The following is a 12537-nucleotide window of genomic DNA, read 5'->3' as shown; positions in this document are numbered from 1 at the left end:
ATGGAGCCCATGAGATGGGACGCACAGGCACTTTCACCACAACGTGGTCCGGCACCCGGAGACAACAGCAACAGCGTCCTGTCCGGAGCCGCCCCAGCTCCGGACGCCCTGCTGCCGCTCGCCGGGCTTGTGCGTTCCGTCTCAACCCCCGAATTCTCCGGAGTCACCTTTCATGAGGTCACCGCCAAATCGGTGCTCAACAAGGTGGCGTCCGGATCCCAGATGCCCTTCGAATGGACCGTCAACCCCTACCGCGGATGCAGCCATGCCTGCGTTTACTGCTTCGCCCGCAAGAGCCACACCTATCTGGAGTTCGACGCCGGCCACGATTTCGATTCGCAGGTGATCGTGAAGATCAACGCGGCCGAGGTCTTGCGCAAGGAACTCTCCAAGCCGTCTTGGGGCCACCATCATGTGGCCCTCGGCACCAACACGGATCCATATCAGCGGGCTGAGGGCCGTTACCAATTGATGCCTGGAATCATCCGGGCCTTGGCAGATTCCGGTACGCCGTTCTCCATCCTCACCAAGGGAACCCTCCTGGGCCGCGACATCCCCCTGCTTAAGCACGCTTCCAGCCAGGTACCCGTGGATTTGGGCATCTCCTTGGCCATGACGGACGAAACCCTCGCCTCGGCTGTCGAACCGGGGACCCCGGCACCCCGCGCCAGGCTCAAACTCATCCGCAGGCTGCGCGAGGCAGGCCTGCCCTGCGGAGTCATGGCCATGCCCATCCTGCCTTGGCTAACCGACAGCGATGACGCCTTGGAGTCGCTCTTCACCGCCTTGTCCGAGGCCGGTGCCACCGGAGTGACGGCAGGGGCGTTGTACCTGAAGCCGGGCACCCGCGAATGGTTCATGCAGTGGCTGGCAGCCAACCACGCCGGCCTCGTCGGTAAGTACCGGCGTCTCTATGGCCAGGGCTCGTATGCCTCGAAGGAATACAGGACCTGGCTGAGCGGCCGCCTCAATTACTTCAAGGCCCGGCACGGCTTTTCAGGGAGCAACGGTTTCAGCCACCGGAACGCCGCTGCCAGCAAAGAGGAATCAATTCCCCTTCCACCGGCTGGCCAGTCGACGCTTTTTTAGCCGGGCAATCCTGAGTCCACCCGTTCCAGCAGGGCTCGGACAATCGGCAGGTCAGCGGGAATCCAGGGCAACGCGAACGCCTCGTCGCCGCTACCGAGGGAGACCCAGCGAAGTTCGTCGTGGTCCTGGAGCGGACGCGGTTCGCCGTCGAGCAGTTCAGCGAACCAAACCCTCATGACGGCCCGCTCGTTCAAGGGCCACCCGGCATGGTCGTCCGCCACCACTTCGGCCCCGAGCCGGACTGTGATCCCGAGTTCTTCGATCAATTCCCGGTGCAGCGCGTCCTCGAAGGACTCTCCGGCCTCGAGCTTGCCGCCCGGGAACTCCCACATTCCGGCGAATTGCGGCGGGGCGCTGCGCCGGGCGACCAGCAACCGGCTCGGGTTTTCAAGGGAATCGACGACGGCGGCGCCCGCCACGCTTATCAGTCCAGTCACCGCAACAGTCTATTGGCCATCAGGCCACGGGTCCTGCCTGTGGAAGTTGTCACATGCAGGGGCATTCGCCAGAGTCTCGCACTAAGCTTGAAAGTCGGATTAATCCCGTTCGTGCGGCCTCCCGCTCACCCCCCCAAGAAACAGGACAATGACCACCACCGCTGTCATCAAGACCTCCAAAAAGGCCGGAAGCCGCCACGTGGCGTTGGCCATCTTTGCCCTCGCCATGGGTGGATTCGCCATCGGGACCACGGAATTCACCATGATGGGCTTGCTCAAGGAGATCGAGCAGGGGCTCAACATCAGCACTCCCGAGGCCGGGAACCTGATTTCCGCCTACGCCTTGGGTGTAGTGGTGGGTGCACCGATCTTCGCGGCACTTGGCGCCCGGCTCCCCCGCAAGCAACTTGCCTTAGGACTCATGCTGTTCCTGTCCATAGCGAACCTGACGTCCTTTATTGCTCCTGACTACGGAACCATGGTGATCACGAGGTTTGCCTCGGGACTGCCCCATGGAGCCTTCTTCGGGATCGCCGCGGTCATCGCGGCGAGCCTGGTTGCGCCTACCAAGCGTGGCTGGGCGATTTCGATGGTCATGGGCGGGCTCACCATCGCGAACGTCATCGGCGTTCCCGCTGCTACGTGGCTTGGTCAGACCTTCGGCTGGCGCTTGCTCTTCGTGGTGGTCGGTATCATCGGCCTGGCCACCAGTGTGCTGCTGTGGAAGTTCGTGCCCTTTGAGCCTGCGCACCCCGAAGCGAGCATTCGCCGGGAACTTGGCGCCCTCAAACGCATCCAAGTGTGGCTGGCACTGCTGATCGGAATTATCGGTTTTGGCGGTTTCTTCGCCACCTATACGTACATCGCCCACACCATGACATCCGTGGCCGGCATCCCGCAGTCGCTGATACCCCTGGTGGTAGCCCTCTACGGACTCGGTATGGTGGCAGGAAATATCCTGGGCGGCCGGATCGCCGACAAGTCCGTCATGGGAACCATCTACCGGGTCCTTCCGGCCATCGCACTGGCCTTGGTGGTCTACGCCATCGCCGCCCACTGGGCGTGGTCGGCATTCATCATGGTGTTCGTCGTGGGCGGCATCGGCTCCATGCTCATTCCACCGTTGCAGACCCGGCTGCTCGACGCTTCGCCGGACGCACCGTCGCTGGCTTCTTCGCTCAACCATTCCGCACTCAACATCGCGAACGCCCTTGGCGCGTTCCTCGGCGGCGTGGTCATCGCATGGGGTTGGGGCTACGTGGCCCCGGCCCTGGTTGGCGCTGTCCTGGCAATCCTGGGCCTCGGCGTCGCGGGCGTCAGTGGCTGGTTGGAGCGCAAGAAGCCGCTGGCTGCATAGTGCTGTCTTCGCAACTCTGCTGCTGCGGTGGCGCTGCTTAGACCTGGACCCGCTCGACGTCGGGCTCTAGGTAGATGACCCGGGCGATCGGCACCGCAGTGCGTATCCTCAGTTCGGCGTCGTCAATCGCCTTGGCGATGGCCTGACCGGTATCCGCAACGCCCACACTGATCTTCGCCGCAACCAGCAACTCTTCCGGACCCAAGTGCATGGTCTTGAGGTGGATGATGCGGGTGCCATCGGACTCAATGGCTTCGGTGATGCGCGCGTTGTCCTCTTTGGTGGCGGATTCGCCGAGCAGCAGGGACTTGGTTTCCACCGCGAGCACCACGGCGATTGCCACAAGAAGCAGGCCGATCATTCCCGTTCCCGCGGCGTCCCACACGCCATTGCCGGTGATGAGGGTCAGGCCGACTCCGAACAGCGCAAAGACGAGGCCCAAGAGGGCTCCGAAATCCTCCAGGAGGATCACCGGCAACTCAGGTTGCTTGGCATTGCGGATGAACTTGATCCAGCTCTGGTTGCCACGCAGGGGATTGGACTCGTGGATGGCGGTGCGGAAAGAGAACGACTCTGCCACAATCGCACCGAGCAGCACGGCCAGCGGCACCCACCAGAAATCGCCTTCAATGGCGTGCGGGTGCTGGAACTTCTCCCAGGATTCGTAGAGCGCGAAAAGGCCGCCAACACTGAACAGCACGATCGAAACGATGAAGGCATAAATGTAGCGTTCACGGCCGTAGCCGAACGGGTGTTCGGGACTCGCCGCCCTTTGTGCCCGCTTCCCGCCGAGCAGCAGGAGCAACTGGTTGCCGGAGTCGGCCACGGAGTGGATCGCTTCGGCCAACATTGACGATGACATGGTCAGGATGAATGCGACGAATTTGAGCACGGCGATCGCCAGGTTGGCAGCCAGTGCCGCCACGATCGCCTTGGTACCGCCATTTGCAGCCACGAAAGCTCCACTTCTTCTTCGGTTCAGGGGATGTGAGTGATTCGCAGGAACGGACCGCGGCGTCGCCTTCCTGCAAGGAATACCGTACCTGTAGCGACGCTGTCAGGAACTTTGTTGGGAGCGTGCGCTGGCGTAGAGGCAGACAGTTGCGGCCGTGCCGAGGTTCAGGCTTTCAGCCGAGCCATAGACGGGCACTGCCACACGATGATCGGCAAGGGCCAGCTCGGAGTCTGAAAGTCCTTGCGCTTCGTTACCGAACAGCCAAGCCGTCGGGGCTTCGAGTGCGTAGTCGGAAGGGGCTGCCGACACACCCAGGCGGCGTGCCGCATTCTCATCCTGGAGCTTGTCCAGATTGAGGGTGCCGTAACCGTCCGCTGCCAGGATCCCGATGCCACGCTCCTTGCAGAGGGCCACAAGCTCCTCGACGTCCGCACCGAGGACGACCGGCAAATGGAAGAGGGAGCCCGCGGTGGACCGCACAGCCTTGGGATTGTAAATATCCACGCTGGAGGCCGTCAGGACCACGGCATCCGCTCCGGCAGCATCGGCCGCCCTCAGCACTGTTCCCGCGTTGCCGGGGTCCCGCACCTGGCACATGACGGCGAGGAGCCGCGGCCCGGCGTCGAGCACTGATTCAAGGCTGACGTCGACAAAACTGCAGACGGCCACAATGCCCTGTGGATTGACGGTGTCCGCCATAGCGGCCAGGACATCGTCATTGGCCAGGCGCAAGGCAACGCCATTGGCGAGCTCAGCCAGTTCAGGGAGCCGGTCCAGGCAGCTTTCGCTTGCGTAAACTTCGTGCACGACGCCGGACTCCCCCGCCGTCGTCCGCTCCCGATGCAGGACCAGCGCCTCCCGAACCGCTTGGGGGCCCTCTGCGAGGAACCTGCCCCGCTTTAAACGGGCCGGGCGCCCGGCAAGCTTTGCGACATCCCTGACCCGATCAGCTCGGGGGTTGGACATCGGAAGTTCTTGCGGGCGCCCGGTTTCGTTCATATAAGAACTTTAGTGGCTATTGCGACTAGTTCTTGATCTGCTGGCGGGCTTCGCCGCCGGCAGGCTCGAAGCCTGCAGCCTTTGCAGCCTCAACCGTGGAGAACCAGTATTCGGCGACAGTGACGTCGTACCAGGTGGAACCCGGAACGTGGTACTTGTTGGACTCGGCGTTGCCCTTGATGGCGTGGCCTTCCGGTGCAGCTTCGCCTTCAACGGCAACAACAGCGCCTTCGATGGCCGGCTTCTCGGAAACGGCGGCCTTCACAGCGGCAGCGGTCTTGGCAGCCGGAGCAGCCTTGGCGGCAGCCTTCGGAGCAGCCTCGGCCTTGGCGGCCGGAGCGGAGGTGTCGGCAGGCAGGGAGTCCTTCGCGACCTTGACCAGTGCGGCGAAAGCGTTGGCGTCAGAGACGGCCAGCTCTGCCAGCATGCGGCGGTCAACCTCGACCTCAGCGGCCTTCAGGCCCTGGATGAGGCGGTTGTAGGTCAGGCCGTTGGCGCGGGATGCAGCGTTGATGCGCTGGATCCAGAGGCGACGGAAGTCACCCTTCTTCTTGCGGCGGTCGCCGTAGCTGTACACAAACGAGTGCAGCAGCTGCTCTTTTGCCTTGCGGTACAGGCGAGACCGCTGACCGCGGTAACCCTTGGCCCGTTCAAGGACAACCCGACGCTTCTTGTGGGCGTTTACCGCCCGCTTCACACGTGCCACGTGCGTACTCCTTCAAAATTCTTATCCCAAGCTGCTACTGCCGGAAACCCGGCCGGCCTGAGAAGGCTTTGGTGTAGTCGGCTGCTACCGGATGGCGGCAACCAGAAAACTTGGAACTTAGACGCCGAGCATCTTCTTGATGACCTTGGCATCGCCCTTGAAGACGATCTTGTCACCGGCAAGGCGACGGGTCAGGGTGGAGGACTTGTGCTCCAGGTAGTGGCGGCGGTTGGCCTGCTGACGCTTCAGCTTGCCGGTACCGGTCAGCTTGAAGCGCTTCTTAGCACCGCTGTGGGTCTTCATCTTCGGCATGGGAACCGATCTCCTTACGTGTCCGCAGACTGGGTCTGCAGTTCTTTCGTGCAGCCACCCCATAAGGGGTGACCGCTGCTTTCGTGCCGGGCGGAGGGGATGCCTCCTGCGGCGTGACTAGTTGGTCTTGCGTGCCGCAGGCTTGGGAGCAGCCTTGGGGGCTGCCGGTCGAGCTGCAGGCTTCGGAATGGCAGGCTTAGCCATCGGCTTCGGCACCGGTGTAGCGGCAGGCTTGGGGGCGGCCGGTACAACCGGCTTCGAAGCCGCCTGCTCAGGAGCCTTTGCCGGCGCCGGTGCGGGAACCGGAGCTGCTTCAACAACCGGGGCTGCTTCGACTACGGGAGCTGCTTCAACAACCGGAGCTGCTTCGACTACGGGAGCTGCTTCAACAACCGGCGTCTCTTCAACTTCAGCCGCTTCCTCAACAACAGGAGCTACCTCTTCAGCTTCGGCAACCTCGGCCTCAACGGATTCCGGCGCGGTTTCCTCTGCCGCCGTTTCCTCTGCCTGGGTTTCCGCCACCTGGGTCAAGAGTTCCGCCGGAAGCAGGTCCGCGAGGGACTGCGTCAAGGGAGCATCCTCGCCCGAAACGTCGATCCGGCCAGCAGCCTTGGCTTCATTCTGGGCTTTGGCTTCTGCGCGCTGCGCCGCTCGGCGGGCCTCGGCCTTGGCCTCAGCCTTGTTCTTCAGCGGGCCGATCACCATGACCATGTTGCGGCCATCGATGCGCGGGCTGGACTCGATCACGCCAACTTCGGCAACGTCCTCGGCGAAGCGCTGCAACAGGCGAATGCCCATTTCGGGGCGCTGCTGCTCACGTCCACGGAACTGGATCATGGCCTTCACCTTGTCACCGGCGCCCAGGAACCGAAGCGCGTGGCCGCGCTTGGTCTCGTAGTCGTGGGTATCGATCTTCAGGCGGAAGCGGATTTCCTTCAGAACCGTGTTGGTCTGGTTCTTGCGGGCCTCACGGGCTTTAACAGCGGCTTCGTACTTGTACTTGCCGAAGTCCATCAGCTTGCACACCGGAGGCTTGGCCTGCGGTGCAACTTCAACGAGATCCAGATCAGCCTCGGCAGCAAGACGCAGGGCGTCCTCGATACGGACGATTCCAACCTGTTCGCCGGCAGGGCCGACCAAACGCACCTCGGGGACGCGGATACGCTCATTGATTCTTGGCTCGCTAATGTCAAAGCTCCTGTTGTTGTGATGAGTATTCCACCGGCAAATAGAGAAGGCCCCCAATTGCTGGCGCAATCGAAGGCCTCGAAAGATCGGATGCAGCCCCTCGATGGAGGCGTTCGCACCATCCAAGGCTTACCTTGAACGGTGTCCGACCAGGTACCCGACAACTTACATCCCCGAAGGGAAACGGCTGACGCGGGTGGGAGAGAACTCCGCTTGCAAACTGAAAACCAATTCTACAGAAATCGTCCACCAACCGCACATTAACGATGGGTGGCCGAGTACTGCGTGAGCCATGGAAAAATGGCGACTTCCAGTCGGTCTGTGACAAGCTTACCAGCATGAGCACTTCAGACAGCAATTCCCTCGACCACGAGCCCACCGGCGCTGACGCCGGAGTAGGCCAGCAGATCCGCGACATTTCGGAAGTTCCGGCGGTTGAGGTCATCACCACCGGCGCCGTTCACCTCATGAGCGCAGCGGCTGTCAAGGTGGGCTTGGCCGACGACCCCGATGCAGAGGAGCTCAAGGACCTGGACGAAGCCCGCAAACTGATCACCGCCCTGGCAGGACTGGTCACGGCCGCAGCACCGGAAATCGGTTCACAACATGCAGGCCCCTTGCGCGATGGCCTGCGCTCCCTCCAGCTCGCGTTCCGCGAAGCTTCCCTGATCCCGGACGAACCAGGCAAGGGCCCCGGCGAAAAGTTCACCGGCCCGGTCAACTGAGCCGGACTCACCTGTTGGACCGCGACGGCGGGCTGGCCTTCCGGCCGGCCCGCCGTCGTCGTATCCCGGCAGCTTAGGTAAACAAGCTCAGTTAGCTGGATCCCCTGCGCTGGCCTGGGCGTTGGTCATGTTCCGGCGTCGGCGTTGCTGTAGAACCAGTCCGGCAAGGCACAGCACCACTCCAGCCGTTCCGATGGCCACGAATCCGGCCCAGGGCCCCACCCCGTCGATAAAGAGCCCGGCGACGGGCGAACCGAAGGCCACGCCGGCTGTCAGGGCCGATCCGTACCAACCCATTGCCTCGCCGCGCCGGTCCTCGTCGACGATGTCAGCCACCTTTTCGGAGGCCGCGGACAGCACCGGCGCGCAGAGCAGCCCGGGCAGAAGGGACAGCAAGGCAAGAGTCCACGTATCCCCGGCGAAACCCATCGGAATGGTCAGGGCCGCCATGCCCAGCAGGAGCAGGATCGGCGAGACGGGCCGGTGCATCGCTCCGTAAATGAGTCCGCCGACTACCGATGAGGCGCACCAGAAGAAGAAAACAATTCCGATCTCGCTCTCATGCCCGCCGCGTTGCAATACCGCCACGATTCCGACGTCGGTACCGCTCAGGACCATGCCGGATCCTGCGGCAACGGCGAACACCGCAGCCACTGCCGCGGTGAACCACGTGAAGTTCCTGGCCATTTTTCCCGCAACCCGGAAGGCTGGGAAACTACCTGTGCCATCTCTGAGGCAGCTTCCTGGAGATGGGCCGGAGCCGACGCCACAACCGCAGCTTCGGCTGCATGGAGCTCATCGGCGTCCCGGTCCGCCGCTTGGCCGGCATCCAGGACATCATCGCTGCGGGTGGGCGGGTTGAACCACAGGAGGAAGAGCCCGGCGGCCGAAGTGCAGACGCCGACGACGGTGAGGCCCAGGACGGTGAACCCGCTGGTGGCCACCACGGCGCCCACCGCGGGGCCGACCATGAAGACCACTTCGGTGGCAATCGAGTCCAGGGCGTACGCGGAACGGCGTTGCTCACCATCCACCAGGACACCGAGCGACTGCCGGATGACACTGAAGATCGGTAGCGTCAGCAGGCCGCCGACAAAAACGAGCGGCAGGATCCATTCGTAGCTCACGTGCGGCACGACGGACCAAATGACCAGCTCCGAGACCACCGAAGGAATGAGCGCCTTGCGCAGGCCCACAGTGTCCACGCGGCGTCCCCGCCACGGAGCGCCCACCGCGATGCCGATAGTGAATACAGCGGCGGCAGCGCCGGCTGCGGCGTATCCCTTGCCCAGCGTCAACACGATGTGCAGGGTGAGTAGAACGCCCGCCGCCGAGTGCGGTATGCGGGCAATCATGCCCACCAGCAAGAGACGCCGCACGGACGTGATGGACAGCATCTCCCGGTAGAGAGAAATTCACTAGCTACATCCCCTGTTCTGCCGACGGCAGGACAAGGACGTTCCCCCTGTGCCTTCGGCTACTGTGCCGCCCGCTGCAAGCTGACTTCGATCGAGTCAACCCGCTCGGCGAACAATTCGTTCTGCGCCCAACGCCCGTTCAGCCCGGAGACCAGATCCTGCACCGCGGCAGCATCCAGGCCGTCTTCGAGGTACAGCACCACGCGCAATTCGGGCCCCGGTCCCCCGCCGGCCATGGCCGATCCGTCAGCTGTCCGCGAAGCCATACCTGATCCTGGCCGGATCTCGAGGCGCCGAACGGCCGGGTACATCCCCGCCAAGGAATTGAGAGCAAACTCCAGTTCATCATCAAGGTACGACGGCGTCCAGTCCCGCTGCTGTGCCAATGCCCACATGGCGGGCCGGCGCACCACGAACGTGACATCCGAGCCGGGATCCAGGACGAGCAGCTGAGCTCCTTCCGAGACGGCAGACAGTGCTGCCCGCGCCGCATAGACGGCCACCGGACGGGCCTGCGGGTGCCAGGCTTCCAGGGCGGCGGCCGAAGTGAAGACGGGCATGGCCGTGCGGCCATCCGGCGCCTTCAGTGTGACGAGAGCCATGTCGGCCTGTTTGTCGGCATGGAGGCCGTCCACTCCTGCCGCTTCCTCAGCGAGCTGGGCAACAACCGGGACAAAAACCCTGGCTGTGGCCAAGGAAGCCACCACCCCGGCTTCGCTTCCCGTGCCGGCGAGGAGGGCCGAGACAGCGGCGAGGTACCCGGCGTCGGCCGTTCCGTCGTCGTCCTCGAAATTGTGGATCTTGGCGGCATCACCGCCCAGGTTCCGGCCCGCCCAGGGCTGGCCGGCAGAGTCGCCTGCTCCGCCGGCACCGGCGAGGGCCGCCGCGATGTGCCCGGGCAATTGCCGGGAAGCCGGGGCAGAAGCTTGGCCAGCTGCTGGGGACTGTGGATCCTGGGACATCAGCGGCGGCCGGCGACGTCCAGGGCTTCCGGGAGCGTGAACGCACCGGCGTACAGCGCCTTGCCCACGATCGCTCCTTCAACGCCGAGCGGCACGAGCTCCCGCAGCACACGCAGGTCTTCCAAGCTCGAGATACCGCCGGACGCGACCACCGGTTTGCCCGTCTTTTCCACCATCTGGCGCAGGAGTTCGACGTTGGGGCCCTGCAGCGTTCCATCCTTCGTGACGTCAGTTACCACGTAGCGGGCGCAGCCGGCGTCCTCAAGACGGGCCAGCACCTCCCAGAGGTCCCCGCCTTCCTTGGTCCAGCCGCGGCCCGCGAGCGTCGTGCCACGGACGTCGAGCCCGACGGCGATCTTGTCGCCGAAGCGGTCGATGGCCCGGCGAGTCCATTCAGGGTTCTCCAAGGCGGCAGTACCGAGGTTCACGCGGGCGACGCCTAGCTCAAGCGCACGCTCAAGCGACTCGTCGTCGCGCAGTCCTCCCGAGAGTTCCACCTTGACGTTGAGCTGCGAGACCACCTCGCTGATGAGGCCGGCGTTGTTGCCGCGGCCAAAGGCAGCGTCGAGGTCCACCATATGCACCCACTCGGCGCCGGCATTCTGCCAGTTCAGCGCTGCTTCCAGCGGGGTGCCGTAGCTGGTCTCCGAGCCGGCCTCTCCTTGGAGGAGTCGGACGGCCTGGCCGTCCACGATGTCGACGGCGGGCAGGAGTTCCAGAACAGGCAGTTCGGAGGCGGTGGTCATTGAGGTCCTCGGTGTCGTGGGGCGGGCGCTAGTTGCCCGGCAAGTTATTTGGCAGGCGCAGTCATTTGGCAGGCAGGGTGAAGAGGTAGGCCGCCAGCAGTGCCAGGCCGGCGAGTACGTAAAACGAAATGGAGACCCAGGCGGGGCGTTTCTGCTGGTGGAAGGAGATTCCGCCGCCAACCAGCAGCCCGGCCGCGCCCATGAAGATAACAGACCACATATCAGGCAGCGCCTTCGGCCTCGGCCGCCTGCGGCTGGGTTCTTGCTTGCGGACGCAGGCTCTCAACCCAGTTGCGCAGGAGGCGGGCTCCGGCGTCGCCGGACTTCTCCGGGTGGAATTGGGTGGCGCACAGAGGACCGTTCTCCACGGCGGCGATGAACGGGGCGCCGTGTTCGGACCAGGTCACCTTCGGCGGTGCCATGCGGGGCTGGACGACGTCGAATTCCCACTTCTGCACGCCATAGGAGTGCACGAAGTAGAAACGTTCGTGCTCGACGCCGGCGAACAGCTTTGAGCCTTCCGGCACGTCTACGGTGTTCCAGCCCATGTGCGGGACAACCGGTGCAGGGAGGAGCTCCACCTTGCCGGGCCACTCGCCCATTCCTTCGGCCTCCGTTCCATGCTCCACGCCCGCTTCGAACAGGACCTGGAGCCCAACGCAGATCCCCAGCACGGGCCGGCCGCCGGCAACGCGACGACCGATCATCCGGATGGCGTCCACCGCCTTGAGCTCGCGCATGACCGTCTCGAAAGCACCGACGCCCGGTACCAACAGGCCGTCCGCGTTCAGGACGTCTTCAGGCTTGGCGCTCAGCGTGACATCCGCGCCAGCACGCTCAAGAGCGCGAACGGCAGAGCGGACATTTCCCGAACCGTAGTCCAGGACCGTTACCGTCGGCTTTCCCTCAGGGGAGACAATGCGGCTTGCAGCCTTCGGGTCCACGACAGCGCCATCCTTCAGGATGTGCCCGCTCACAAGGCGCCCTTGGTGGACGGAATGCCTTCGACCCGGGGATCGGACTCGACGGCCGAACGGAGCGCACGTGCGAAGGCCTTGAACTGGGCCTCCACGATGTGGTGCGGGTCCCGGCCGGCCAGAACGTTCATGTGGAGGCAGATGCCGGCGTGCAGGGTGATCGCCTCGAAGACGTGCCGCGTCAGCGAACCGGTGAAGTGCCCACCGATCAGGTGGTATTCCTGGCCAGCTGGCTCTCCGCCGTGGACCAAGTAAGGCCGTCCGGAAACGTCGACGACGGCATGGGCCAAGGCTTCGTCCAAGGGAACGGTTGCCTCACCAAAACGACGGATGCCTGCCTTGTTGCCCAGAGCGGTACGCAGCACCTCGCCGAAGGTGATGGCAACGTCCTCCACAGTGTGGTGGACATCGATGTGGGTGTCTCCAGTGGCCTTGACGGTCATGTCGATGAGCGAATGCTTGCAGAGCGCCGTCAGCATGTGGTCGTAGAACGGCACCGCGGTGCTGATGTCCGAGACCCCCGTGCCGTCGAGATTGATTTCGACCAGGACGGAGGACTCACTGGTGGTGCGTTCCATGCGTGCTGTCCGGGCGGCCGCCGTGCTGGCGCCGTTTTCGCTCATTGAGATGTCCTTAGGAGGAAGGAGTGGTGGGACTGGTTCAAGT

General features: G+C 63.9%; 14 protein-coding genes and 1 pseudogene. 3 read left to right on the top strand and 12 right to left on the bottom strand.

Annotated elements, in window-relative coordinates:
- Positions 1-9: 9 nt before the first annotated feature.
- Positions 10-1089: an Rv2578c family radical SAM protein gene (locus ACX5I4_RS07680; protein WP_461836154.1), complete on the top strand. Its 1080-nt coding sequence runs from the start codon at positions 10-12 to the stop codon at positions 1087-1089.
- On the opposite strand, the gene ACX5I4_RS07675 is transcribed toward ACX5I4_RS07680, so the two are convergent.
- Complete coding sequence (locus ACX5I4_RS07675; RefSeq protein WP_461836153.1) at positions 1086-1526, bottom strand: (deoxy)nucleoside triphosphate pyrophosphohydrolase; 441 nt, start codon at positions 1524-1526, stop codon at positions 1086-1088. The two genes, ACX5I4_RS07680 and ACX5I4_RS07675, sit on opposite strands and share 4 nt — an antisense overlap.
- A 148-nt stretch (positions 1527-1674) precedes the next feature.
- Here ACX5I4_RS07675 and ACX5I4_RS07670 point away from each other — a divergent pair, with 148 nt between their 5' ends.
- Positions 1675-2883 carry an MFS transporter gene (locus tag ACX5I4_RS07670; protein ID WP_461836152.1) on the top strand — a complete coding sequence of 403 codons (1209 nt, stop codon included), beginning with the start codon at positions 1675-1677 and terminating at the stop codon, positions 2881-2883.
- 37 nt (positions 2884-2920) lie between these two features.
- Here ACX5I4_RS07670 and ACX5I4_RS07665 read toward each other — a convergent pair whose 3' ends face one another.
- The 5 genes from ACX5I4_RS07665 to infC all read right to left on the bottom strand — a co-directional run bounded on the left by ACX5I4_RS07665 (position 2921) and on the right by infC (position 7001).
- Entirely contained in the window at positions 2921-3838 is a 918-nt protein-coding gene (locus ACX5I4_RS07665; protein WP_461836151.1) for a cation diffusion facilitator family transporter, read from the bottom strand.
- 102 nt (positions 3839-3940) lie between these two features.
- Positions 3941-4837 (bottom strand): TrmH family RNA methyltransferase, encoded by an 897-nt coding sequence (locus ACX5I4_RS07660; RefSeq protein WP_461836150.1) that lies wholly within the window; start codon positions 4835-4837, stop codon positions 3941-3943.
- Positions 4838-4862: 25 nt separating this feature from the next.
- Positions 4863-5543 carry a 50S ribosomal protein L20, sunset domain variant gene (gene rplT / locus ACX5I4_RS07655; RefSeq protein WP_461836149.1) on the bottom strand — a complete coding sequence of 227 codons (681 nt, stop codon included), beginning with the start codon at positions 5541-5543 and terminating at the stop codon, positions 4863-4865.
- Between the two features lie 117 nt (positions 5544-5660).
- On the bottom strand, positions 5661-5855 hold the full coding sequence (gene rpmI, locus ACX5I4_RS07650) for a 50S ribosomal protein L35 (protein WP_059387794.1): 195 nt from the start codon (positions 5853-5855) through the stop codon (positions 5661-5663).
- Between the two features lie 117 nt (positions 5856-5972).
- Positions 5973-7001, bottom strand: coding sequence for a translation initiation factor IF-3 (gene infC / locus ACX5I4_RS07645; protein WP_461836148.1), 1029 nt, complete (start codon positions 6999-7001; stop codon positions 5973-5975).
- A gap of 380 nt (positions 7002-7381) precedes the next feature.
- On the opposite strand from infC, the gene ACX5I4_RS07640 reads away from it, so the two are divergent.
- Positions 7382-7768: a DUF1844 domain-containing protein gene (locus ACX5I4_RS07640; protein ID WP_461836147.1), complete on the top strand. Its 387-nt coding sequence runs from the start codon at positions 7382-7384 to the stop codon at positions 7766-7768.
- 87 nt (positions 7769-7855) lie between these two features.
- Here the strand turns inward: ACX5I4_RS07640 and ACX5I4_RS07635 are convergent.
- The 6 genes and pseudogenes from ACX5I4_RS07635 to hisB all read right to left on the bottom strand — a co-directional run bounded on the left by ACX5I4_RS07635 (position 7856) and on the right by hisB (position 12494).
- Positions 7856-9165, bottom strand: a pseudogene (locus ACX5I4_RS07635) (MFS transporter).
- Positions 9166-9245: 80 nt separating this feature from the next.
- A complete protein-coding gene (locus ACX5I4_RS07630; protein WP_461836146.1) occupies positions 9246-10148 on the bottom strand; it encodes an SseB family protein in 903 nt (300 codons plus the stop codon).
- Positions 10148-10894 (bottom strand): bifunctional 1-(5-phosphoribosyl)-5-((5-phosphoribosylamino)methylideneamino)imidazole-4-carboxamide isomerase/phosphoribosylanthranilate isomerase PriA, encoded by a 747-nt coding sequence (gene priA / locus ACX5I4_RS07625; RefSeq protein ID WP_059387797.1) that lies wholly within the window; start codon positions 10892-10894, stop codon positions 10148-10150. The genes ACX5I4_RS07630 and priA overlap by 1 nt, the downstream gene beginning before the upstream one ends.
- A gap of 61 nt (positions 10895-10955) precedes the next feature.
- A complete protein-coding gene (locus ACX5I4_RS07620) occupies positions 10956-11114 on the bottom strand; it encodes a hypothetical protein (protein WP_172465499.1) in 159 nt (52 codons plus the stop codon).
- A gap of 1 nt (position 11115) precedes the next feature.
- The gene (gene hisH / locus ACX5I4_RS07615; protein WP_461836145.1) at positions 11116-11871 is read right to left on the bottom strand and encodes an imidazole glycerol phosphate synthase subunit HisH; all 756 of its coding nucleotides are present in this window, start codon (positions 11869-11871) and stop codon (positions 11116-11118) included.
- Entirely contained in the window at positions 11868-12494 is a 627-nt protein-coding gene (gene hisB / locus ACX5I4_RS07610) for an imidazoleglycerol-phosphate dehydratase HisB (RefSeq protein ID WP_461836144.1), read from the bottom strand. The genes hisH and hisB overlap by 4 nt, the downstream gene beginning before the upstream one ends.
- Positions 12495-12537: the final 43 nt, after the last annotated feature.

The sequence above is a fragment of the Arthrobacter sp. MMS24-S77 genome (assembly GCF_054888235.1).
The sequence above is the reverse complement of the archived record's forward strand: the minus strand, read 5'-3'. Positions and strand labels throughout refer to the sequence as shown.